The organism is Vulcanisaeta sp. JCM 16159 (assembly GCF_001316265.1).
Lineage (GTDB): Archaea > Thermoproteota > Thermoprotei > Thermoproteales > Thermocladiaceae > Vulcanisaeta.
Map to the genome: position 1 here is coordinate 14,109 of NZ_BBDN01000005.1, position 23,493 is coordinate 37,601.

General features: G+C 46.9%; 25 protein-coding genes and 6 pseudogenes. 22 read left to right on the forward strand and 9 right to left on the reverse strand.

Annotated features, from left to right (window positions below; translation table 11 throughout):
- Window positions 1–36: 36 nt before the first annotated feature.
- On the forward strand, window positions 37–492 hold the full coding sequence (locus JCM16159_RS15175; RefSeq protein WP_243666054.1) for a shikimate dehydrogenase: 456 nt from the start codon (window positions 37–39) through the stop codon (window positions 490–492).
- Here the strand turns inward: JCM16159_RS15175 and JCM16159_RS05630 are convergent, their stop codons facing one another.
- Window positions 493–1,185, reverse strand: coding sequence for a type I 3-dehydroquinate dehydratase (locus JCM16159_RS05630; protein ID WP_054857220.1), 693 nt, complete (start codon window positions 1,183–1,185; stop codon window positions 493–495).
- 63 nt (window positions 1,186–1,248) lie between these two features.
- On the opposite strand from JCM16159_RS05630, the gene JCM16159_RS15180 reads away from it, so the two are divergent.
- The 9 genes from JCM16159_RS15180 to JCM16159_RS18765 all read left to right on the forward strand — a co-directional run bounded on the left by JCM16159_RS15180 (window position 1,249) and on the right by JCM16159_RS18765 (window position 5,799).
- Window positions 1,249–1,683 (forward strand): hypothetical protein, encoded by a 435-nt coding sequence (locus JCM16159_RS15180; RefSeq protein WP_243666055.1) that lies wholly within the window; start codon window positions 1,249–1,251, stop codon window positions 1,681–1,683.
- A 94-nt stretch (window positions 1,684–1,777) separates the two neighbouring features.
- Window positions 1,778–2,071 (forward strand): hypothetical protein, encoded by a 294-nt coding sequence (locus JCM16159_RS15185; protein ID WP_243666056.1) that lies wholly within the window; start codon window positions 1,778–1,780, stop codon window positions 2,069–2,071.
- Between the two features lie 68 nt (window positions 2,072–2,139).
- Window positions 2,140–2,418: a hypothetical protein gene (locus JCM16159_RS05640; RefSeq protein ID WP_243666057.1), complete on the forward strand. Its 279-nt coding sequence runs from the start codon at window positions 2,140–2,142 to the stop codon at window positions 2,416–2,418.
- A 20-nt stretch (window positions 2,419–2,438) separates the two neighbouring features.
- Window positions 2,439–2,897 (forward strand): thiamine pyrophosphate-dependent enzyme, encoded by a 459-nt coding sequence (locus JCM16159_RS05645; protein ID WP_243666058.1) that lies wholly within the window; start codon window positions 2,439–2,441, stop codon window positions 2,895–2,897.
- Between the two features lie 73 nt (window positions 2,898–2,970).
- The gene (locus JCM16159_RS05650; protein WP_054857223.1) at window positions 2,971–3,882 is read left to right on the forward strand and encodes a transketolase family protein; all 912 of its coding nucleotides are present in this window, start codon (window positions 2,971–2,973) and stop codon (window positions 3,880–3,882) included.
- 225 nt (window positions 3,883–4,107) lie between these two features.
- A complete protein-coding gene (locus tag JCM16159_RS05655) occupies window positions 4,108–5,037 on the forward strand; it encodes a 3-phosphoshikimate 1-carboxyvinyltransferase (protein ID WP_367834319.1) in 930 nt (309 codons plus the stop codon).
- On the forward strand, window positions 5,034–5,249 hold the full coding sequence (locus JCM16159_RS18760; protein ID WP_054857225.1) for a hypothetical protein: 216 nt from the start codon (window positions 5,034–5,036) through the stop codon (window positions 5,247–5,249). Before JCM16159_RS05655 ends, JCM16159_RS18760 begins: the two co-directional genes overlap by 4 nt.
- 111 nt (window positions 5,250–5,360) lie before the next feature.
- Complete coding sequence (locus JCM16159_RS15190) at window positions 5,361–5,561, forward strand: 2-oxoacid:acceptor oxidoreductase family protein (protein ID WP_243666059.1); 201 nt, start codon at window positions 5,361–5,363, stop codon at window positions 5,559–5,561.
- Window positions 5,562–5,667: 106 nt separating this feature from the next.
- Complete coding sequence (locus tag JCM16159_RS18765) at window positions 5,668–5,799, forward strand: hypothetical protein (RefSeq protein WP_367834320.1); 132 nt, start codon at window positions 5,668–5,670, stop codon at window positions 5,797–5,799.
- Here the strand turns inward: JCM16159_RS18765 and JCM16159_RS05670 are convergent.
- Window positions 5,779–6,443 (reverse strand): annotated as a pseudogene (locus JCM16159_RS05670) (indole-3-glycerol-phosphate synthase). The gene JCM16159_RS18765 and the pseudogene JCM16159_RS05670 overlap by 21 nt on opposite strands.
- Before the next feature lie 236 nt (window positions 6,444–6,679).
- On the opposite strand from JCM16159_RS05670, the gene trpA reads away from it, so the two are divergent.
- The 7 genes and pseudogenes from trpA to ppsA all read left to right on the forward strand — a co-directional run bounded on the left by trpA (window position 6,680) and on the right by ppsA (window position 14,648).
- Window positions 6,680–7,399 carry a tryptophan synthase subunit alpha gene (gene trpA, locus JCM16159_RS05675; RefSeq protein WP_054857226.1) on the forward strand — a complete coding sequence of 240 codons (720 nt, stop codon included), beginning with the start codon at window positions 6,680–6,682 and terminating at the stop codon, window positions 7,397–7,399.
- Window positions 7,400–7,401: 2 nt separating this feature from the next.
- Window positions 7,402–8,635 (forward strand): annotated as a pseudogene (locus JCM16159_RS05680) (TrpB-like pyridoxal phosphate-dependent enzyme).
- A 78-nt stretch (window positions 8,636–8,713) separates the two neighbouring features.
- Window positions 8,714–9,642: pseudogene (gene trpD / locus JCM16159_RS05685) on the forward strand (anthranilate phosphoribosyltransferase).
- Window positions 9,639–10,283, forward strand: coding sequence for an N-(5'-phosphoribosyl)anthranilate isomerase (locus tag JCM16159_RS05690; RefSeq protein ID WP_054857227.1), 645 nt, complete (start codon window positions 9,639–9,641; stop codon window positions 10,281–10,283). Before trpD ends, JCM16159_RS05690 begins: the two are co-directional and overlap by 4 nt.
- Window positions 10,273–11,534: pseudogene (locus JCM16159_RS05695) on the forward strand (anthranilate synthase component I family protein). The gene JCM16159_RS05690 and the pseudogene JCM16159_RS05695 overlap by 11 nt, the downstream one beginning before the upstream one ends.
- Window positions 11,534–12,111: pseudogene (locus JCM16159_RS05700) on the forward strand (aminodeoxychorismate/anthranilate synthase component II). Before JCM16159_RS05695 ends, JCM16159_RS05700 begins: the two co-directional pseudogenes overlap by 1 nt.
- A 107-nt stretch (window positions 12,112–12,218) precedes the next feature.
- Window positions 12,219–14,648, forward strand: a pseudogene (ppsA, locus tag JCM16159_RS05705) (phosphoenolpyruvate synthase).
- A gap of 363 nt (window positions 14,649–15,011) precedes the next feature.
- Here the strand turns inward: ppsA and JCM16159_RS18770 are convergent.
- From JCM16159_RS18770 to JCM16159_RS05715, 4 genes are all read right to left on the reverse strand, one after another.
- The gene (locus JCM16159_RS18770; protein WP_367834321.1) at window positions 15,012–15,977 is read right to left on the reverse strand and encodes a hypothetical protein; all 966 of its coding nucleotides are present in this window, start codon (window positions 15,975–15,977) and stop codon (window positions 15,012–15,014) included.
- Window positions 15,978–15,988: 11 nt separating this feature from the next.
- Window positions 15,989–16,606, reverse strand: a complete 618-nt coding sequence (locus JCM16159_RS15205) for an amidohydrolase family protein (protein ID WP_243666062.1) — start codon at window positions 16,604–16,606, stop codon at window positions 15,989–15,991.
- Between the two features lie 176 nt (window positions 16,607–16,782).
- Window positions 16,783–16,971: a hypothetical protein gene (locus JCM16159_RS18775; RefSeq protein ID WP_367834357.1), complete on the reverse strand. Its 189-nt coding sequence runs from the start codon at window positions 16,969–16,971 to the stop codon at window positions 16,783–16,785.
- Window positions 16,910–17,545: an ABC transporter ATP-binding protein gene (locus JCM16159_RS05715; RefSeq protein ID WP_367834322.1), complete on the reverse strand. Its 636-nt coding sequence runs from the start codon at window positions 17,543–17,545 to the stop codon at window positions 16,910–16,912. Before JCM16159_RS05715 ends, JCM16159_RS18775 begins: the two co-directional genes overlap by 62 nt.
- Before the next feature lie 116 nt (window positions 17,546–17,661).
- Here JCM16159_RS05715 and sufB (JCM16159_RS05720) point away from each other — a divergent pair, with 116 nt between their 5' ends.
- The 5 genes from sufB (JCM16159_RS05720) (at window position 17,662) to JCM16159_RS15220 (ending at window position 21,810) form a co-directional block, all read left to right on the forward strand.
- Entirely contained in the window at window positions 17,662–19,083 is a 1,422-nt protein-coding gene (sufB, locus tag JCM16159_RS05720; protein WP_054857228.1) for a Fe-S cluster assembly protein SufB, read from the forward strand.
- Between the two features lie 66 nt (window positions 19,084–19,149).
- Complete coding sequence (gene sufB, locus JCM16159_RS05725) at window positions 19,150–20,583, forward strand: Fe-S cluster assembly protein SufB (RefSeq protein ID WP_054857307.1); 1,434 nt, start codon at window positions 19,150–19,152, stop codon at window positions 20,581–20,583.
- Window positions 20,584–20,618: 35 nt separating this feature from the next.
- Complete coding sequence (locus tag JCM16159_RS15210; protein ID WP_243666063.1) at window positions 20,619–20,807, forward strand: hypothetical protein; 189 nt, start codon at window positions 20,619–20,621, stop codon at window positions 20,805–20,807.
- Window positions 20,808–20,830: 23 nt separating this feature from the next.
- Entirely contained in the window at window positions 20,831–21,394 is a 564-nt protein-coding gene (locus JCM16159_RS15215) for a hypothetical protein (RefSeq protein WP_243666064.1), read from the forward strand.
- 5 nt (window positions 21,395–21,399) lie between these two features.
- Entirely contained in the window at window positions 21,400–21,810 is a 411-nt protein-coding gene (locus tag JCM16159_RS15220; protein ID WP_243666162.1) for a SufD family Fe-S cluster assembly protein, read from the forward strand.
- 4 nt (window positions 21,811–21,814) lie between these two features.
- Here JCM16159_RS15220 and JCM16159_RS05735 read toward each other — a convergent pair whose 3' ends face one another.
- From JCM16159_RS05735 to JCM16159_RS05740, 3 genes are read right to left on the reverse strand one after another with little or no spacing between them, the layout of a single operon-like run.
- Window positions 21,815–22,258: a methyltransferase domain-containing protein gene (locus JCM16159_RS05735; protein ID WP_243666065.1), complete on the reverse strand. Its 444-nt coding sequence runs from the start codon at window positions 22,256–22,258 to the stop codon at window positions 21,815–21,817.
- Window positions 22,162–22,464 carry a hypothetical protein gene (locus JCM16159_RS15225; protein WP_243666066.1) on the reverse strand — a complete coding sequence of 101 codons (303 nt, stop codon included), beginning with the start codon at window positions 22,462–22,464 and terminating at the stop codon, window positions 22,162–22,164. The genes JCM16159_RS05735 and JCM16159_RS15225 overlap by 97 nt, the downstream gene beginning before the upstream one ends.
- Window positions 22,461–23,474 (reverse strand): phosphate uptake regulator PhoU, encoded by a 1,014-nt coding sequence (locus JCM16159_RS05740; RefSeq protein ID WP_054857229.1) that lies wholly within the window; start codon window positions 23,472–23,474, stop codon window positions 22,461–22,463. The genes JCM16159_RS15225 and JCM16159_RS05740 overlap by 4 nt, the downstream gene beginning before the upstream one ends.
- Window positions 23,475–23,493 lie beyond the last annotated feature (19 nt).

Consider the following 23,493-nt stretch of genomic DNA (forward strand, 5'->3'; position numbering starts at 1 on the left):
GCGTTAGGTGAGAGGGGTTACTCAGGCGGTGATGCGTTGATAGTTGGTGCCGGTGGTGTTGCCAGGGCCGTGGCACTGGCCCTTAGGGACTTGGGGTGTTCCAGGGTTTACGTCATGAATAGGACTGTGGAGAGAGGCCGTGAATTATGTTCGCTCATTAGTTCTTGGGGTGTTGATTGTATAGCACTTGGCCTTCAGCAGAATGTCGGTGTCAAAATTCAATTACTAATCAACGCCACACCACTGGGTATTGATGGTGAATTTCCAATAAACCCAAGGAATGCCGGTGCCGGGCTTGTGCTGGACCTCGCGTATAAGCCAGGTGGGGTTACGGACCTGGTAAAACTGGCTGAGGAGGGGTCTATACCTTACATTGATGGCCTCGAAATACTGGTTAGGCAAGCCCTCGAGTCGGATAGGATTTGGTTAGGTTCATTTGAAAAGCCAACTTGGCATGAGGTATTTGAGAGATTGCGCAGCGGTTTAATCTAGTTATTCCCTGTTGAACATCGATAATGAACCCTTAAGTAACTTTACCTTGTTGCAAAGGCCAATGCTCAATTGACCAGGGCCTGTCCTTCCACGTACTGAGCAATACATTAGGGCTGTGTTCATGATTATCGATACAGCCCTATACGCAGGGTTCCTTGGGATTACGGCTACGTGAACATCATAAATACCGAGCAATCTAAGTAGGTTTAGGAATTCATCATCATTAATTGAGAAGACCTTGTATATCAATGCCCTGAATCTCCTTGCAATATCTAAATCCCTAAGCGCTAATTCATATGCATTAACATCCTTGCTAAACACGTGTCTCGACAATATTGAACCCTCGGCAACATCCCCATACATCTCCGGGTACTTACTCAGTAGGTTCACCTCAATGTCTGGCAACGCACCAACACTCTTGCTAAACTCAAGAATTTCATACTTGACCTCGGGGTTTACAAAATGGCTACCGCCCTCCTCACGCTCTCTCACAGTGACTATGGTTGGGTAATGCGATGCGTATTCCTCAATCACGCCCTTAAGTTCCTGGGTAAGGCCTAGGTTATCCATGTAATCAAGTCTGAGTTCCACTGCTTCGCAGGATGTGGGTAAGTAATAAAATGACGGCTTCTTCAGGGGTATGGCGCATACCAGCACTGGCTTGTTCATTAGTAATTTGCCCCATGTAGGCATTACTAGGTATTTATACGTAGAAACTTAAAAATATTGTTACTATATACTGAAATTAAATAGACCATGGTATCATGGAATGAGGAATACATAACCTATGGAGGTATATCAATAATAAATGCAATACCTGCGTGGCTTGGCGGTGCTGTAGCCGTAGACCTGAAGGTAAGGGTGAAAATCAATGATAGGCCCTGCGCTATGAATGAATTCATTAACTTTATAATTAATTACTTAAGGGAAAGGCTTGGCATCAATAATGACGTATGTATCGAGGTTAATAGCGAGGTCCCTCCAGGCAGCGGCCTTAAGAGTAATAGTGCCGTTGCCGTGGGTGTGATATATACCTTATTAACTTCATTGAGGGGTAGCGCAAGCCCTGTGGAGGTCGCTAGACTTGCTGCTGAGGTTACGAAGGCCCATGGCTCGTCAATAACGGGCGCATTCGATGACGCATCAGCGCGATACTGGGAGGTGCCGTGCTCACTGACAATAAGTCGTTAAGCATCATTAAGCAATTAAACCTGGACCCGTTCACTGTGGTCATAACAGGTCATAGAGAACGTAAAAATCTGAGATCCATTGATAGGTTAAGGCTTTGTCGGGGATTTACCAGGCATTATTTAGTATGGCGATTAACGGCGATTTATGGAGGGCAGCAACAATAAATGGAATACTCGTTGCGGAGTCTCTGGGTTATTACAATGCGTTGGAGACCATAGGCAGGGCATTAAGGCTAGGTGCAGTGGCGTCCGGCGTAAGTGGTAATGGTCCATCAATATACGCCATATTTAGGCCAGGTGAGGAGGGACCATTTATAGATTATATAAGTAGTACCTGGAGCTACTACCTAGTCACTAAGTTAGTTGAGATTCGGTATCTGGTTTCGTGATTTCACATGGTTTACGTTATTGAGAATATAGAGAATATAGGTTAGGATAATCCTTAAATATTTGTTAAATGTCTGTGGCTCCGTATGGAATATCGGGAATTCCAATGGTGATTGATGGATCAAAGATGGCAATTGACATAAATAGGCTTGTGGAGGTTAGGGATAAGGCCCGGGAATTACTGATTAGGCTTGATAAGGAGTTTCCATACATTCACCTTGGCTCCTCACTGGCTGCATTGGATATAATAAACATAATTATCAGGATCATGAAGAGAGGCAATGATGATTGTAGGGATTGGTTCATACTCAGTATTGGTCATGTGGCGCCGGCCTATATGCCATACTAGCCATTGAGGGCTTAATCCCAGTGGATAAACTTATGGAGGTTAATCAATCATCCTCCAACATATCAACCCATGCCGATAACCTGGACCTACCCTACATAGATGCCACAACAGGTTCACTGGGCCAGGGGCTCAGCATGGGTGTGGGTTTGGCATTGGCGAGTAAGACCAGGGGGTGCAGTGATGGTGTCGTTTATGTTTTAATGGGGGATGGCGAGTTAAATGAGGGCCAGGCATGGGAGGCTTCAATGACGGCTGTTAAGTACGGTCTCGATAACCTAGTGGCAATAGTCAGCCTGAATAGGTATCAACTTGATGGCCCAGCAAGTAGTATTAAGCCCATTAATTATGCCAGGGTATTTGAGGCAATAGGCTGGAATATTCTTTATGGTAATGGGCATGATTACGAGGACATAATTAGGCTAATCACCAAGCACGCGGGACCAGGGGTAGCCGACGGTTATATTCCTGAGCACGGTTAGGGGCAGGGGAATTAAGAACCTTGAGAACACCAGTAAGCAGACCCTAAATCCACCACCAAGGCCGCAATTCTCAATGAGGGAAGCGCTGGGAATTACCTTGGCCAGGCTTGGTGAGGATAATGATAGATTGGTTGTCGTGACGGCAGATGTCGGTGAATCAACGAGGGCCAGGTACTTTGGCGAGAGATTTCCCAATAGGTACTTTAATGTTGGTATTTCCGAGCAGGACCTAGTGGGGGTCGCTGTTGGGCTTGCGTTGGGTGGTTACGTGCCGGTTGCCATGGCCTATGCCATGTTCATGATGAGGGGTTGGGAACAGATTAGGAATTCCCTGGGCAGGATGAACCTTAATGTGAAGCTCATAGCGACACATGCTGGTTTGAGCGACTTTGCCGATGGACCAAGTCACCAGGCACTTGAGGATGTGGCCTTAATGAGGACGCTTAGTAACATGGTCGTTGTGGCGCCCGCGGATGCGTGGGATGTGGAGAGGATAATACCCAAGGTCATTGAGTACAAGGGGCCTGTTTATGTTAGGGTTGGCCGTGATTACTCACCGCCGATAACCATGGATATGGATTACGAATTTAGGATTGGCGAGATATACGAGTTAATTGATGGTGATGACATAGTGGTCATGGGTTACGGACCACCACTCCATAGTGCCGTGAGAGCCGCCCTAGAATTAAGGAAAATGGGTATTAAGATGGGTGTTTATAATGTACCGACAATAAAGCCCCTTAACGAGGACGCCGTGGTTAGGATAGCCCGTAGGGTCAGCAACATAATCGTTATTGAGGAACACTCACCAAGGGGTGGCCTTGGCTCGGCAATTGCAGAGCTAGTGAGTGGCTTTGCTAGGGTTAAGATACTTGGTGTTGACGGTTACGGCCATTGGGGTAGGTCTGAGGAGGAGTTGTTGAGGCTTTACGGACTTGATGAGGAGTCAATAATGGATACAGCAATTAAGCTTGTTAACTCGTAAGGCACATTAATAATATTGTCTCTTTTAATAATCACACAAAACTTTTTACCTCAAGGTAAAGACAAACCTAAATGAGTAAATTAGTTATTAATGGCTTCAGGCTCAGGAGGGGACTATCGAGGCTCCACCATCCAAGGCACTAACCCTTAGGTACCTCCTCGCCTCAGCCTCTCGAGGACCTGGGTATCACTTAGGAAATTGAATTGGGGTGATGATACATGGTCAATGATTAGAGGTGTTAAGCCGATCTCGGAGGTCGAGATTAAGGAGGACCATGTGAGGATTAGGCGCGGAATCGCTACAGAAAGGTTTAGGGTTATTGACGTTGGTGAAAGTGGGTTCACGTTTAGGGTATTAACAGGGGTCTACTCGGGTATTGATGGTGTAACATTACTAATGCCAAGGGGCTCACTCATTGATAGGCCAATGGATGAATTACTGAATGCCCTTAAGAACTTGAATGCTAAGGTTGATAGGTTGGGAAGTGTTATTAGGGTCGTTGGCGGTAGGTTAGTCGGTGGTTATGTGATGATAAATGGGTCGATAAGTTCCCAATACATATCCGCGCTCCTCTACCTGGCACCACTAACGGAGGGCGGTATCGAGGTGAACATCAAGCCACCGATAAGGTCGCGTCCATACATAGACGCCACAATAAATGTGCTTAGGGACTTCAGCATAAGTGTGGAAAGGAGTGAGGACATGATTTACGTAAGTGGGTCCCAGGAGTTTAGGGCTGTTAATGAGGAGTTCGTTATACCAGGTGACTACTCATTGGCGGCATACTACATAGCTCTCTCTGCGCTTGTTGGCGTGGACCTACGGGTAACAAATCTAAGTAAGAGTAAAGCCATTGAAAGTGAGTATGTTTTCATTAAGTACGCCAGGGAGGTTGGGGTAGAGGTTGAGGAGTACGAAGACTCAGTAATGGTTAAGGGTTCCTCGGTTAAGGAGTTGAAGCCATTGAGCATTAACCTAGGTGATTCGCCCGACATCGTGATGCCACTGGCACTATTGCTTGCGAGGGCTCACGGAAAATCAAGGATACTGGGTGTTAGTCACTTGGTTTATAAGGAAAGTAATAGGCTTAGGGGCGTTGCTAATGTCCTCAAGTGCCTCGGGGCTGGCGTGAGCATTGATGAGCCAATGGCGTGATCGAGATAGAGGGCGTTAATGAAATAAGGGGTGGCTGCGAGATTGATGCGTTGAATGACCATAGGATCGTTATGATGGGTGTAATAGGTGCCTTATCAGCCAGGGAATCAGTAACGATAATTAATTGGGAAGGTATTAGTAAGTCCTGGCCCACATTCATTTGGGATCTAGAGAGATTGGGTGCCGAAGTAAGGATACTTAATTCTCCATGAGTATTACGTAATGGTTCACCAAATCTTCTGCTATTGACGAAATTCTTAATTATAATTCCTTAAGAATTTATACAAACATTTTTATTAAAATTAAGATAATAAGAAAAACGTATGCCCGAAATACGTGAAATAATATTTTACGGAAAGAGTGGGGATGGAATACACACAATCGCGGACCAATTGGTTCAGAGATTAATTAAGCGGGGGCTCTATGTAATTTCCTACCCCGAGTACGATCCCGAGCGTAGGGAGACACTGGCCAAAATACATGTAAGGGTCTCCAAGGAGCCTATTCACATTAGGGTCCAGTAACGAACCCAGAAATTGCGGTGTTATTTGATGTTAGGTTACTCAGGAGTAATCAGGAGCGTTAAGTGCCAGAAAGTTAATCGTTAACGCCCCAAGTAGGGAGTTAGTAATGAAGTATGCTGGGAGCATCAATGGGGATATTATCAACATTGACCTAAATGAATTAAGGAAGGCTGGTATTGATTATTCGACCCACGTTATTGACCTAATAATTAACACATTATTTAATGACAACACTTGAAAGTTCCCGGGCAAGTTCCACGTTTTTCATTAGTGCCGTGCCCACAAGGATCGCGTTTGCACCTTCCCTGGCCAGTTCTAAAGCATCATTAACGTTCTTAACGCCGCTTTCAGCAATTATGATGTTCGCCTTGCCCCTAATAGCCCTAATTATTGATACCGCCCTATCCAGGGATACTGATAAATTACCTAAATCCCTCGAGTTTATCCCAAGCATGACGCTTGGGTTGTTATTAACGACATCAAGCGCATCATCTTCACTGTCAACCTCAATTAGGGGTTCCAAGCCCAGCCTTATGGCATAGTCGACCAAATCCCAAAGTGCGTCACCAAGAAGTCTCTTAATGAATAGTACCGAGCTAGTACCAGCCCCCTGGCCTCATCAATTTGTTCCTTACTAATAACGAAGTCCTTATACAGCACTGGCTTACCGTAATTAAGAGCTATCTTAACAAAGACTGGCGAGCCTAGAAAGTAAAATGGCTCAACTAAGACACTGAATCCAGTGGCGTATTTACCGACGGTGTCGAAATAGGCCCAAGGGTCGAGGTCAAGCCTAACGACCCCACTTGGACTAGCTCTCTTGTATTCCGCTATTAATGCCAGGTAGCCCTCAGAATTGCGCCTCTCAATGGCCTTGAGCATGCTTGGGGCCCTTACACTGGACTTAAGGGCCTCCACCCGCCTTCTTGTTAACTCGCCAATAATGGTTAAAAAGTCCACGGTTTGTTAGTTCTACAATTACATATAAGCATTTCTTAATCTATATATAATTAATATAAATATATATCTTTTGTTCGATAATAATTACTAATGAACATTAAATACATAAAGCTTTTAAATACCCCCTGAGACAACTCGTTGGTGAATTTCATGCCCCAATGGTCATAAGGAAACCGGGCCTGGGCGCGTACGTAACAGCCACATACCCAAGTAAAGAATCCTTCCTAAACGCGGTTAAGTGTCTATCGAATGTCTCGGACTTCCTTGAAATAGGAATACCAACACAAAACCCGAAGTACGATGGGCCAGTCATAAGGAAGACCCACTTTGCCTCTGAGCTTAAGGGCTTGGAGGCAATTAAGGTGACTAAATATGGCGAAGTACCGACAATACTCATGGGTTACGTCGAGGATTACGTGAATGACCTAGAATTAGTCGCTAAGACGGCAAGTGAGGTTGGCGCATCCTCAGTATTATTCCCAGACCTACTATTTGAGCATTTAGAAGCATTTGAAAGATATGTAAGCATCATGAGGGATTACTCGTTAAGGCCCTCATTCTTCGTTTCAAGCAACACACCGTATAGGTTAATAAGCATGCTCGTTAAGTACGAACCACTATTCATATACCTAGGCCTATACGCAGCAACCGGAATAAGGCTACCACTCTATATTGAGAGAAACATTAGAGAGATTAGAAAGCTCGTTGATGGTGTGATGTTGGTCGCAGGATTCGCCATAAACATGCCCGAGATGGTTAGGCTCGTGATCAATGCAGGTGCTGATGCTGTGGTCGTCGGAACGGCGCTTGTGGATAAGTTAAATGATCCGAGGTCCTGCACGGAATTCATAGTAAAGCTCAGGGGTGGTCTACCATGATGATACCGCACTATTGGTATAACATAAATGTGGACCTGCCAAAGCCATTACCGCCACCCATTGATCCCTATGAGCTGATTCAAGGATCGCCCTGCTCATGAGGATACTACCCAGTGAGTTGATTGATCAGGAATTCACGCCGCTTAGGTACGTGCCGATACCCGACGAGGTTAGGGAACTCTACGAGAGAATGGGTAGGCCAACACCATTTAGGAGGGCCTATGGGCTTGAGAGGGCGTTGGGTAATGGTGTTAGGATTTACTATAAATTCGAGGGTGCACTACCGACGGGCTCCCATAAATTAAACACGGCAATACCCCAGGTATACTACGCACTTAAGGATGGGGCTAAGGAAGTCGTCACAGAGACCGGAGCGGGGCAGTGGGGCCTGGCTGTGTCGTTGGCTGCGGCATTGCTTGGTGCTAAGGCCACGGTATTCATGACAAGGAACTCCTACTTCAATAAGACGCAGAGGGTTCTTTTCATGAGGACCTACGGCGCGGAGGTTTACCCAAGCCCCAGCGAATTGACGAAGTACGGAAAAGAGGCATTGAGAGCTAGGCCTGATCACCCAGGTAGCCTGGGTCTAGCCATCACTGAGGCGATCGAATTCACGTTAATGGGTGAGGGTAGGAAGTACATACCAGGTAGTGTGCTTGGTTTCGTAATACTTCACCAAACGGTGATTGGGCAGGAGGTTCTACAGCAAATGCCAGAGGAGCCAGACCTAGTGATTGGGTGCGTTGGCGGTGGTAGCAACTTCAGTGGTTTCTCATTCCCAATGATAGGTGCAAAACTCAGGGGCGAGGGCTTTGAAAGGACCAAGTTCCTCGCGGTGGAGTCAAAGGCGGCGCCCAAGCTAACCAGTGGCAGGTACATGTACGACTTCCCCGACACTGGCGGATTACTACCAATGGTTAAGATGCTCACCCTAGGTCACGACTACGTACCACCACCGACACACGCAGCAGGACTTAGATATCACGGAGCGGCGCCAGCACTATCGTTGTTGGTTAGGGAGGGCCTTGTTGAGGCTAGGGCTTATGGGCAGGAGGAGGTCATGGAGGCGGCTAGGCTGTTCGCTAGGACTGAGGCATAATACCGGCTCCAGAGTCTGCCCATGCAATAAGGGCTGTGATTGACGAGGCTAAGAGAATGCCCAAGGGCTCAGTCATATTCTTCAACTTATCAGGACATGGCCTCCTCGACGTTGATGCTTATGGTAATGTGAGGTGACGGCAATGAAGGAGGTACTCGAGAAAATAGCTAGAGGATTAGCTAAGTGTGGATGAGGCTTATGAGGTCGCCAAGGGCATGTTGACAAGCATTGACGAGGCGTTATCAGCGGCAATACTAATGGGCCTGAGGGTAAGGGGTGAGGCATCCAGTGAGATTGCCGGCTTTGCGAAGGCGCTCAGGGACTTCTGCATCAAGATACCAATAGATGATAGGGGTAAGTACGTGGATACCGCCGGCACTGGGGGTGATGGGTTTGGAACGCTCAATGCATCCACGGCAGCCGCGTTGGTGGCGGCTTACCTGGGAGCCCACGTGATTAAGCACGGCAATAGAAGCGTTTCATCAACCTCAGGCAGTGCAGACTTCCTTGAGGCGTTGGGCTTCAACATAAACCTACCACCCAATAAGGCAGCCGAAATGGCGATTAAGTACCGATTCACCTTCGCCTTCGCCCCAGCCTATCACCCAGCGATGAAAAACGTTATGCCCGTAAGGAAGAAGTTGGGCATTAGGACAATATTCAACCTAATAGGGCCACTGGCAAACCCAGCCCTACTCACTAGGCAGTTAATTGGTGTTGCGGATAGTTCGTTAATGAATAGAATGGCCGAGGCGGCGCTAATGCTTGGTTATGAACATGCCGTGTTTGTGCACGGCGAGCCTGGGATTGACGAGGTTTCAGTCTTTGGTAAGACCATGATTATCGAGGTTAGGGGGAGTAATGTGGATAAGTACTTCATTGAGCCAGGGACTTAGGACTAGGCATTCATAGGATAGATGAGGTTAGGGTTTCAAGCCCATTGAGTAGCATTGAGAAGGTTAGGCTGGCTATATCCGGTGAGGATGAGGCGGCCAGGGACTTCATAATTGCCAACGCCGCATTTACACTATATGTAGCGGGCATGGTTAGGGATCCCAGGGATGGTGTTGAGTATGTAAGGTCACACCTAGACGATGGTTTTTGGGATTACGTGAGTGAGCTTGCCAGGGTGAGTAGGTCATGACGTTGCTTAAGATTTGTGGTGTTACTAACGTTAGGGATGCCGTAATGGTTAGTAACTATGCTGATTATGTTGGTGTAATAGTGAATTCGAGGATACCAACACCGAGGCTTGTTAGTAATGAGGTGGCCAGAGAAATAATAAAAACGGTTAAGGGAGTCAGGGTCGTAGGTGTCGTGGAGGGGCTTGAGCTCATTGATGCAGTTAAATTGATTAGCGACCTTGGGTTTGAAATTCTTCAGTACCATGGTGACTTCGAACCAAGTGGGGAGGTTATGGACCTAGTTAATGATTTTGGGATTAAGTTGGCGCCGGTATTGACGTACGTGGGTGATAACTCAATAATTAATAAGGCCGCTAAGCTTGCGTTGATTAATTACGTGGAGTACGTGCTCATTGATGCGCCAAAAACGAACTTCACTAGATATGAACATGGACTCAAACTGCCGTTGGACGTGATAAGGGAGGTCAGAGTCATACCCAGGGTTGGCGTCGCTGGCGGTATAAATCCAGATAACGTGTCCCTGGTGATGAGCTATAGGCCATTCTTAATCGATGTTAGCTCGGGGGTTGAGAAAAGCCCTGGAATTAAGGATGAGGCGTTAGTGAGGAAGATTGCGGAGGTGGTTAGGGGTGTCCGTTAGGAAGATACCAATTCAGTACCTGCCGAAACCCAGGGAGCTCACTAATTACCTACTTAAGTCTGGCGAGGACTTCGTGACACTACTCGAGAGTGGGCCAGGCTTTCCAGAGAGGTCTAGGTACACAATAGTTGCGTGGGGAATTACCGAGCACCTAGTTGTTAATTGGGATGGCGATTTATACAGCGAATTGAAGGGATTGGTTAAGAGACTTGGTAGGTTTGAGAGTGGTGATATTGCCCTTGGCTATCTATCCTACGAGGCCGTGGCTCACATGGAGCCATACCTAAGGAATTACCTAAGGAGGCCGCAGTGGCCGATTGCCGAGTTCATAATACCGAGCAACGTGGTTATTTACGACAACCTACTGGGCAGGGGTTACGTAAAGGGTGAACTACCTAGTAATGCCTCGGCGGATCTAGATGACTTTGAGGTGGTTGGTAAGGTCGGTGGTACCAGGAGGGAGGACTTCATTAGGTGGGTTGAGTCATCGCTTGAGGATATTAGGAATGGTGAGATTTTCCAAATAGTCCTGTCCAGGTATGAGGATTACTCGGTGAGGGGTGATGTAATGAACCTATACATGAGGCTGGCCGATTTGAATCCATCACCGTACATGTACATAACCAAGTTCGGGGATAAGTACATAGTTGGTACGAGCCTGAGCTGCTGGTTAAGGTTGATGGTGATAGGGTAGAGACGCACCCAATAGCCGGGACTCGACCGAGGGGTAGGGACCCAATTGATGACTTGAGACTTGAGGAGGAATTGATTAATAGTATTAAGGATAGGGCGGAGCACGTGATGCTCGTCGATCTGGCCAGGAATGACATCGGCAAGGTGTGTAGGTTTGGTACGGTTAGGGTTAAGGAGTTATACGCCATTGAGAAGTACCAAAGTGTTCAACACCTGGTTTCTAGGGTTGAGGGTGTCCTGGAGCGCGGTAATGATATTGTTGATGCCCTATTCGCGACGTTTCCTGCTGGTACAGTTAGTGGGGCGCCTAAGCCAAGGGCTATGGAGTTAATCGCGAAGTACGAGGGCGTGGCTAGGGGACCCTATGCAGGGGCCATTGGTTTGATGCATGGTGGTGGCGGTGAATTCGCAATAATAATAAGGACCTTATTCCTAATGAGTGGTGTGGCCAGGATACAGGCGGGGGCTGGAATAGTCTACGACTCAGTACCTGAGCTTGAGTTTCAGGAGACTGAGCATAAGCTGGGTAGTTTAAAGATTGCCATGGGGGTGGTGTGATGGAGCTCGTGGTGATCATAGACAATTACGACTCATTCACGTACAACATAGCCCAGTACGTGGGTGAGCTTGGGGCCAAGCCACTGGTCCTTAGGAATGATGAGGTTACTGTTAAGGTAATCGAGAGACTTAGGCCCAATGGCATAATAATATCGCCAGGTCCTGGCAGTCCGCTTAGCCCCAGGGATATAGGCATATCCAGGGATGTAATACAGCACTTCAGGGGTAGGGTACCATACTGGGTATTTGCCTTGGTCATCAAGTGATTGGCGTCACCTTTGGGGCCAGGGTTAGGAGGGCCAAGACGATAAAGCATGGTAAAACCAGCATGATTAGGCTGGTTAGGCCCTCGCCGATATTTCAGGGGTTCCCCGAGAGGATTGAGGGCATGAGATACCATAGCTTGGTCATTGATGATGTACAGTGAGTTGATTGTTACGGCGGTTTCGGAGGATGATGGTGAAGTTATGGCAATACAACATAGGGACTACCCGATATTTGGTGTTCAATTCCACCAGAGAGTGTCGGCACGCCAATGGGTAAGGAGATACTGAAGAACTTCCTTTCTATGGGCTAATTCAATTCATAAATTACGTAAAGTATTTCAGCAATAGTCGATTTTTGAAATTATAGTAATTATTTATTCTTACCAAATTATTTAAGCCGTCAAGGCATGGTCTTGCCGTGGCGGATTATAAATTCATAGTTTGGCTCAATGAGGAGGTTAAGGACTCATCAATACTGGGTGGCAAGGGTGCTAACCTGAATAAATTAGTACTCATGGGTGTACCCGTGCCGCCTGGCTTCGTAATAACGACGGAGGCATTCAATTATTTCATGACCGTAAACGGGCTTAAGAACAAGGTACTCAATGTAATTAATGAGGTTATTAGGGAGGGCAAACCTGAGGAGTACGAGGAAGCTGAGAGGAGGATCAAGGAGTTGATAATCAGTACTGAAGTCCCTAGGGATCTCCGTGATGAGATTGCCAGGGCATACATGGAGTTAAGCAACATGTTTAATACGGATGCCGTGGCGGTAGCCGTTAGATCAAGTGCAAATGCTGAGGACCTAAAGACCGCAAGCTTTGCCGGGCAGCAGGATACATATCTAAATGTTAGGGGCATTGGGGAATTGATTAAGTACGTAAAGCACGTGTGGGCAAGCACTTACAATGCGAGGGCATTGGCATACAGGGATGAGAAGGACATACCACATGATGAAGCTCAAATGGCAGTAATCGTGCAGAAGCTAGTAAATGGTAGGGCTGCGGGTGTTATGTTCACGATAAACCCAGTGACCGGCAATGAAAGTGAGGCGGTTATTGAGGCTTCCTGGGGCCTTGGAGAGGCCGTGGTCGGTGGTATGGTAACCCCAGACAGGTGGGTTGTGGATAAGGGTGGGTTGATGATTAAGGATAGGGTCATATCCAGGAAAAGCGTAATGATGGTCAGGGATGAGGCTGGGCTAACGAAAATGGTCGAGGTGCCCAGGGACCTCGTTGAGAAGCCTTCGTTGAGCGATGAGGAAGTACTCGCGCTGGCTAAAGTGGGCATTGAACTTGAGGGTCGCTTGGTTATCCACTGGACATTGAGTGGGTCATTGATGCGGACTCGGGCAATATATACATTGTTCAGATGAGGCCGGAGACCGTGTATAGCGGTGGTAAGGCAAAGGTAATCAGTGAGGCAAAGGCAACGGTGGGTAAGGCCGTGGTTAAGGGCATTGCGGCAAGCCCAGGTGTAGCCGTCGGCAGGGTAAGGATATGCCTAACCCCCGAGGAGGCCAGGGCTAAGATGAGTAAGGGTGACATACTCGTAACGAAGATGACAAACCCTGACTGGGTACCCTATATGAGAATTGCCTCGGCAATAATAACCGACGAGGGTGGTATGACAAGCCACGCCGCCATCGTATCGAGGGAATTAGGTATACCAGCAATAGTGGGCACTGGAAACGCAACCTCAGTGCTTAGGGATGGTGAGTTATACACGGTAGATGCCGTGCATGGGGTGGTTTATGAGGGTGAGGCTAAGGAGTTAGTGGGTAAGGCAAAGGCCGTTAAGGAGGAGACCATGGCATCAGCCAACACTAACGAGTTAATACTACACATCTATAGGTCAATAAGGACGGCGACCGGCGTGTACATGAACCTGGGAGTTCCTGAGAAGATCGACGAGTATAAGGACCTACCCTTTGATGGTATTGGCCTAATGAGGATTGAATTCGTGCTTTCCAGCTACATCGGTGATCATCCACTTCATCTAATCAGTATTGGTAATGAGGAGAAGTTCATCAATAAGTTGGCCGAGGGCGTGGCCTACGTGGCCAAGGCAATATACCAAGGCCCGTGATCGTCAGGTTCAGCGACTTCAAGAGCAATGAGTACAGGCAATTAACCGGTGGCGAGAAGTTCGAGCCTGAGGAGAGAAATCCAATGCTTGGTTGGAGGGGTGTTTCGAGGTACATAAGTAGGGATTACGAGAAGGCCTTCAGGCTTGAGGTTAGGGCCATCAAGAGGGTTAGGGAGGAAATGAACTTGAATAACGTGCATGTAATGGCGCCATTCGTAAGGGCTCCCTGGGAACTCGAGAAATTTATGGAGATACTAAATGATGAGGGCTCGGGAAAGATAGGGATTTCAAGGTATATGCAATGGCTGAAATACCCAGCATAGCCCTGCTTGTCGAGGACTTCGCGAAGTACGTTGATGGCTTCTCAATAGGCAGTAATGACCTGACGCAACTCGTTATGGGTGTTGATAGGGATAACGACATATTGGTTAGGCAGAACCCGAGGTACTTTGACGAGAGGGAACCGTCGGTGCTCAGGGCCATGTATGAGATAATAAGGAGGGCCCACGCAATGAATAAGAGCGTTGGCATATGTGGGCAGGCGCCATCGGTTTACCCCGAGGTCACGGAGTTCCTTGTGAGGGTGGGTATTGACTACGTATCGGTGAATCCAGACGCCGTTATATCGACTAGGCTCCTCATAGACTCGATAGAGAGGAAGATAGTACTTGAGGAGCTACGTGAGTTAAGGAGAAGGTTAATGCCAACAGACCCAGAGGGTGAGTTCCGTGAAGTACTCAATAAGGTCTTTAAGGGATAATCACTAGGGCAAATAAAGGCTTAAACCTAAAACGGGAAAAGGAAATGCCTAACCTATGTTTTGCCTTTGGTTGTTAAAAATGTTTTGATTTTGGTGCATACTACCCCCGCATGCGTGGTCTGCCTTGGTCATTATACCGTTTCTTTTATGTTAAGGCTTTATTTTCGAAGTAAAAATATTCTCGTATAATCAACACTCGATTAATATATTGGCATGTAATTAATGGGGTATGACGACCTAGAGGGAATGATTCTTAAGTTGAAGGGGGCTTAGGTAAAAATGACTGGAGAATTATGGGTGGAATTTGGAATTTTAATTTGATATTGTATGCATTTCAATTTCTGGCATCTTGCCCTTTCACTATCAATTTCTATTTATTAGCTTTATAGGAATACTTTTTATTTTAGGGCTGGATTTAATGGTCCGAATGCCAAGTTCAAAACCGATTGAGGAACTTCCATATAAAGCCAGGGTATATATCAATAACCAAGTTCTATTACCTGCAAGACTAGTTAAGGCCCTGGGCATTGAATGGGCCAAATATGCGGAAATAACCATTAAGTACAATGATTGTATAATCACGTTGAAGCGGGTGGCATTACTAAGGACTAGGCATACAGCCAGTAGACAATTCACAATACCAAAGGAGGTCAGAGATAAGTATGGCATAATGCCATTGGATGAGATCGAAGTAATCGGTATAAGGCCCCTAAGGAATAAGGAAATCAATGCCAAGCAGGTAATTAATGAATAATTTTTAAATGACAAAATACGAATTACCTCTGTAGTGCACTTTCTAGGTTTTTTTATCGTTGTTTCATCGATATATCCCTCACTTATGTACGCCAACTTACCATGAAGTATTGTCGCAGCCACGGCAACGTCAACCTCAAAGCCCTTAAATGGCGAAAACTTAGCCTTAGACCTGAACTTCTCGGGCTCTATCCTATGCCTGGCCTTGGTATTTATTATTGTTAAATCAGCACAGGAGCCCTGCCTAATTCCCACATTAAGCCCAAGGAATTTAGCTGGTCTCTCCTGTATCGCCCTCATTACTGTTCCAAGGTCCGTAAACCCACGACGCCACAGTGTGAGTAGTAATGGCGCCGTTGTTTCAAGGCCAACGATACCCGGCGGTGCCTCATCATACGGCCTATCCTTCTCCCAATCAGCGTGTGGTGCGTGGTCGCTGGCTACGATGGGTACCTCACCCCTAACGAACATGGTCAATAACTCCCTCCTCGTGGTCTCATCCCTAAGTGGTGGATTAACCTTGCAGTAAGCAGGCTTCTCAGCCCTTGCGAGGCACTCCTCCTGGCTTAGTAACATGTGGTGTGGGGTTACGTCAAAGGTGATGTCAAGGCGCTTAACCTAATCATGCTTATTGATTGTGGTAGTGTTAGGTGCGTCATGTGAACCTTGGTTCCATACCTATACACCAACTTAATGATATTATGAACACAGGCCAACTCAGCCCTTGGGCCCCTAATTACATTGTGATGCTCAAAATCCCTGGGCCCACTGTACTGATTAATAATTACTGGGTCCTCACAATGCATTACTATTGGTATCCCAACCCTAGCCGCCTCCTGAAATAGGGCCTCTAGGTATTGGTCACCACCATAATCAAGAACCTCCTCGGGTAGTACTTCGCCAACCGCATATGCGCCATTAATAAGTGCGTCCTTAAGTATAGACGGGTCCTGAGGAGCGCCAAAGTAATGCCTAATGTGTAGTTTTGTCTTCCTATTAAACTCCTCAATTTTCTTCCTCAATAATTCAACGGTTTTTATTGGAGGCTTTGTGTTGGGCATGTCGCCAACGGCTATGTAGCCGCCGGCCAATGCGGCCTGTGTTCCACTGACTGCATCCTCCTTATAGGATAGTTCGAAGTCCCTGAAATGGACATGAATATCCACAAAACCGGGAAGTAAAAGGTATTGGCTAGGTAATTCCAATTTACTACCTGCTTCAATGGGTTCATTACCAACGTAGGTTATTTCACTGCCCGTGATGCCTATGTACGTCTCCTTAATACTACCCCTTACGTAGGCCCTAGCCTAATTAATACATCAGTCTTGGTAACGCCCATTAATGAGAAATTAACAACCCCGAATTAAAGTTATCCGTTACATTACGCATTCAGTTTCACGACCTCCTTAAAGAACCTCTCATAGCCCATGGACTCAATCATCTTAACGACCTCCTCACCACCAACATGAATAACCGAGCCCCTTGCCATCACGACAACCCTGGTGGGCTTAACGTAGTGAAGTATCTCCGCGTGGTGTGTGGTGACTAATATCGCAGTACCATCTGGCAAGCCTCGCAATCGACCTACCTATTATTGCAATACCATCCACGTCAAGTCCTGAGTCAGGCTCGTCAAGCATTGCGACCTTGGGCTTATACATTAGTAGTTGAAGCATTTCAGCTCTCTTGGACTCACCGCCGCTGAACCCAGCATGGACACCCCTTGATAGGTGCTCGGGCTTCAAGCCAAGCTCTGCGGTTAACTTAGTCATCTCGGCAATGGCTTGCGGCGATGGTGGGTCAGTTATGTGCTTGCCAGCCTTCTTATTGAGCATAGCCGTTATTAACGTCGACAATCTAACCTCAGGAACAGGGGTTGGGCTCTGCAGGGCGAGTAGTATTCCCCTCTGAACCCTCTCCTCAGGGTAAAGCTTAACTATTGATTCACCATCAAGCCTAATATCACCATTAACTATGTTATACTTGGGGTGGCCTGCAATCGTTAAGAACAGAGTTGTCTTACCGCTACCGTTTGGACCCATTATGGCGACAACCTCCCCTGACTCAACGGTTAAGTTAACGTTGTTCAGTATCCTCTTACCATCAACCTCAACACTTAGGTTAGTTACCTCAAGTCTTGTCATTATTGATCACGTAGCATATGTGACACTGATTAAAAACTTTTCGGCAGTGTCTATGTAGACTCACCACTAGAAAGCTTAATAATAATAACTTAATGAATATATTCTAAAGAATAATTATGAGCAGGGATGGTGTAAAACTCGAACTCGCAAAGTCAGAGATATACTCAAGCATATTAGGCCATGCAAAACCCATTAAGTGGGAGTTGGAGATTAGAGGTAAAATCACGAGAGACGTTATTGAGGAAATCAGTAGGGTCAGGGGCGAGCCTGATTGGATGAGGAGGCTTAGGCTTAGGGCCCTGGAAATGTTCGAGAAGCAGCCCTGGCCCAATTGGCTTCCTCTTGAGGGTAACATCGACCTTGAATCATTGGTTTTGTATGCCAAGCCCAGTGTTGAGAGGGTAAGGTCATGGGATGAGTTACCAAAGGAATTAAGGGAATATTACGAAGCACTGAGGATACCTGAACTTGAGGCTAGAGTTTTATCTGGGGTTATTGGGCAGGTGGATGGCGGAGTTGTTTATGAAAATACCAAGAAGGATCTTGAGAAGGCGGATGTCATTGCAATGAGCATGGACGAGGCAGTCAGGAGATACCCTGACCTCGTTAAGCAGTACTTCGCGAGGGTATTCCCGCCGGAGTATAAGTTTGCGTCGTTGAATATAGCCCTTTGGGGCGGTGGCGTATTTGTGTACGTGCCACCTGGCGTCCATGTTAAGATGCCCATTGAGCTCGTCATCCTAATCAGTAGTGCTGGTATTGGGCAGTTTGAGCATTCACTAATCGTTGTTAGTGAGAATGCGAGTGCTGAATTCATAGTTGCCTGTGCAGCACCGGTATTCACCGGGCTTAGCCTACATGATGGTATGACTGAGGCATACATACATAAGGGCGCCAGGGTTAGGCTTGTTGATCTTAAGAATTGGAGTAGGGATGTTATTTACTTCGGTAATAATAGGGCGATTGTTGAGGAAAATGCAAGCGTTGATTGGTTGAGTGGTTCCCTGGGTGGTAAAGCGACGATTGTATACCCGATGAGTGTGCTTAAAGGAGTCAATTCAAGGACTACGGTGACGAGCGTGGCCTTAGCTAACGGGCCGACATGGAAGGAGGAGGGTGCCAAGATATTCCATAGTGCACCACATACGTATAGTAAGGTCGTGAGTAAGGGCGTTAGTCTGAACGGCGGTACATCTGTATATAGGGGGCTTGTTTATGTCAGGGAGGGTGCTAAGTATGCTAAGTCATCCGTGAGTTGTGAGTCCCTTATTCTGGATGATAGGTCTAGGGCTTACACAATACCCCATGAGCAAGTTTTTGAGGAGACGGCCACGGTAACGCATGAAGCTTACACCGGTAGGATTGGTGAGGATAAGTTGTTTTACCTGCGTAGTCGTGGCCTTAGTGAGGAGGAGGCCCGTAGTCTCATAGTCCTTGGTTACTTCCACGACATCATGGTTAATCTACCCGTTGAGTACGTGTCCATATTCAATAAGGCCATTGAGCTGGAGCTATCGAGGATGGGCGGTGTCGGGTAGTTCATTATAAGTTATTTCCGGGGACTGGTTTTTAAATAACCACAGTAGAGAGGCTCGGTGACACTGATGAGCAATAATTCGGCAGAGTCTTTGAAGACCGTTATTGAGAGGAGCTCCGTCGAGGAACTGCTCGGCCCAGAAATGGAGTTTGTCCCTTGGGAGGCCGTGATTAAGGGCAGGATAACAAAGGATATGATTGAGGAAATCAGTAGGATTAAGGGCGAGCCTGATTGGATGAGGAGGCTTAGGCTTAGGGCCCTGGAAATGTTCGAGAAATTACCGGAGCCTAAGTGGTTACCAATTAAGGAGGAGATAGACCTGGAGTCCCTGGTTTTATACGCGAAGCCGAGCGTTGAGAGGGCAAGGTCATGGGATGACGTGCCCAAGGAGATCAGGAAGTATTACGAGGCATTGGGAATGCCCGAGCTTGAGGCCAAGGTATTGGCTGGATTGCTTGGTCAATTCGACTCTGAGGTTGTTTATTTGCATGTTAAGAAGTACCTTGAGGAGAAGGGCGCGATAGTTACTACGATGGATGAGGCCGTTAAGAAGTACCCGGACATTGTTAAGCAGTACTTCGCTAGGATATTCCCACCCGGTGAGCATAAGTTCGCCGCATTACATGTGGCGTTGTGGAGTGGTGGTACCTTCGTCTATGTACCGCCAGGTGTTAAACTTGATATGCCAATAGAGTCCTTCTTCCTAATAGGTAGTTCTGGCGAGGGTCAATTTGAGCATTCATTAATAATTGCCGATGAGGGTGCAAGTGTTGAGTGGCTTGAGGGTTGTGCAGCCCCCGTTTACAGGGGCTTCAGTTTTCACGATGGTATGGTAGAGAGTTACGCGGCAAGGAATGCCCACCTGAGAATCAATACAATACAGAACTGGAGCAGGAACATAATCAACTTTAACAATAAGAGGGCTGTGGCCATGGAGAACTCAACCGTTGAGTGGGTTGAGGGTAGCCTCGGTAGTAAGGTTAGCTATACGTACCCAAGCACTGTGCTTAAGGGCGAGGGCGCTAAGACAAGCATCATAGGCGTGACAATAGCTAACGGCCCATTCTGGAAGGAGAATGGCGCCAAGGCATACCACGACGCACCAAGGACCTCAAGCAAGATAGTTAATAAAAGCGTAAGTATAAATGGAGGTACCGTAGTCTATAGGGGCCTTGTCTATGTTAGGGAAGGCGCCAAGTACGCAAGGTCCTCGGTATCATGCGACTCATTAATCCTTGATGATAGGTCTAGGGCTTACACAATACCCCATGACCAGGTTTTTGAGGAAAGTGCTACGGTGACTCACGAGGCATACACGGGTAGGATTAGTGAGGACAAACTATTCTACCTGCGTAGTAGGGGTTTTGATGAAGGAATGGCTAGGAGCTTAATCGTTCTTGGTTTTATACAGGACATAACCGTTCGCTTACCCACGGAGTATGCAATGACGCTAAATAGGGTCATAGAGCTCGAATTTGGTAAGTTATCTAAGGTAGGATGACTTTAAAGACCCTGTTAATATTTAGGTGGTCCTGAATGAGTAAGTGGCTTGTTGAATTAAAGTTAAGGGCACGGGAGCTCGCTCAGAAAATACCTTATCAGCAAATTAAGGATTCACCGTCAGTTAAGTACTACACAGATTGGAACGCCTTTGAGAAGTGCGTCGACCCAAGCATCGAAGAATTATCTAAATACTCTACTACGACGAATATACCTATGAATTAAACATAGCCTCTATAAACGGTAATATGAGTATCGCGAAGGTTCCCAACGGCGTTAATGTAATGAGCATCAATGAATTAGGTGATGAATTCGGTAAACTGCTATTTAAGTCAATGGATATTTCGGAATCAAGGGCTCTGGCTCGGCATGTGGCTAACCTAATCAATGGAGTTTACGTTGAAGTAAATAATGACTTAAGGGAACCACTTAGAATAGGCGTTGCAGCATCAACGCCAAGGCCGGTATTACTACCTACTCATTACACGGTTTTAATCAATGATGGAGTCACGGCATCACTCAGCATCTTCATAAATGGATTTGGTGGTTGCCCATCAACCACGGTGGAGATTTACCTGGGCAGAGGCTCTAGGCTGAATGCATTATTCGTGAGTACCCATGAGCAGGTACCCACCTACTCGTTGATTAAGGTAATAGCTGGTGATGGCTCATCAATAATAGCTAGAACACTAATCATGGGGGGCTCTATGAATCACCATAGGGAGGACTACCTACTACAGGGCAGGAAGAGTGACCTAAATCACCTGGGCCTTGAGATTGGTCATGGCGCATCAAGATTGACTATCAGGTAAATGCAATCCATACCGGCGAGCATGGCACAAGCTATTCGAAGGTCCTGGGCATAGCCAGGGATAAGTCCTTCATAATACATAGGGCCCTGGGCAGGATAACGGAGGGCGCCAAGTGGAGTGATACGAATGTTGAGGGTAAGGTCTTTGTAATGAATGAGGGCGCCTACGCAGCCTCAGTACCGATAATAATGGTTGACACCGGTGATGTTAATGGCGCGAGGCACAGCGCTGCAGATGCATCACCAGATGAGGACCAAGTCAATTACCTGAGACTCAGGGGTATTAGTAAGGATGAGGTCACTGACTTAATAATACATGAAATCGTTTCCCAATTCATGGATTCACTACCAAGCGAGTTCGTTCATGACGCCGATATCGTAAAAACATTGGTGATGGATAAGTTATTAAGGCAATGACGGTTTACCTACGCACAGCCTCAATACATACGAAACCAAACCTCTCGGCTGCATATAGCTCAACAATCTGCGGTTCCTCGGAATAATCACCAACACCCCTGGACAGCACGGCCACAGCCTTATCACTCACCGCGAATCCCAGAGACTCCAGTATCTCCCTTACCTCATTCACGGTATAGAAATGCGCCGCTGAGTAAAACCTGTGGCCCTTCCTGCCTAGTTCCATGTAAAACCTACCATGCTCACTATCCCTAGGTACTATGCAGGTAATAAGCTTACCAGCGGGTTTAAGGACTCTATATACCTCAGCAAGGGTCTTTCTCGGGTCGTCCAGGAAACATATTGTCACTATTATAACGGCGTAGTCAAATGAGGAATCCCTAAGTGGCATGACCTCCCCAACGCCAACCACGACATCAACACCCTTATCCCTGGCCAACTCAGCCATTGCCAGAGCAGGCTCCAGACCAATTGGTATCCCAACCTACCGGCAAAGAATCCACTACCAACACCAATCTCAATACCAAGGCCCTTGGGCACCATCACCGATACTGTCCTAATCTCGGACTCAGCGATATCCACATGTCTCACGTACCAATTATCGTAGTCCCTGGCATACCTATTAAATATTGATATTGAAGACGTTGTGATCACCCATACGTATCGAGCGTTATCTCGGCAATGTCATAGCTATACTCAGAAACCCTCCTAATGCTCTCCACAATCATCATCAACCTACCACCAACATCAACATGAAGCCCACTGCCATAGATCGACTTAATAACCTCAAGGCTCTTACCCCTCATGGCAATCCTCCTATCCAGGACCTCCATGGCATCCTCAACATCACCATTAATAAATGCCATAACCGACTCTCTAAGTATATCGGTTGAGTTAAGGCCAAGCTCAATTATATCATTAACAATGGGCAACCCACTGAGCTTACAGCACATTTGCCCCGCCTCACCAATTATCTGGGCAATCCTCCAGGCATGATCACCAGCCCTCTCTATGGACTTGGAAACCATCAACGCATTCACTAACTCCCTAGAGCTACTTGCTCCAAGCTTTGAAAGCACTGACTGATCAGTGATCCCCATCATGACCAGCCTCTCAATGAGCAGGTAAAGTCTATCAACTTCATTATCCCTATCAATGATATCCTCCGGCCTAGTACTTAATCCCCGCAGCATATCCAGGGAGTCCTTGAGCATGCCGAGGACCGTGAGAACCATCCTATTTAACAATCTCTTGATTGGTACCTCGGGTATTGGTGTTACGAACCTAAAGACGAGGTAATCACTACCCTCCTCAATAACCTCAACCCCAGAAATCCTCTCCCTAACCAACCCCTTAACCTCACCCTTAATGCCCACAAATCCCTTAAACCTCACCCTAACCTCATCAACACCCCTAAGGTACTGAGTAATCAACCTCCTAAGCACGTAATCCGGGCTATCCCTATCAACCTCAATAACATTACTAACGCCTGAACTACGTATTGAGCGACCCAATGGAATGACTGCTATGTGGTCACCCATAAATCTAAGTAAAACGTACGAACCAGCCTCGATCCCCAACGCCGAAACCCACTTCTTAGGTATTGTAATGGCTATTGAAGACCTACCAGAAGCCACAACCTTCCTAACCTCCTCCTCAACCACACGCTTCAAACGCAAACAC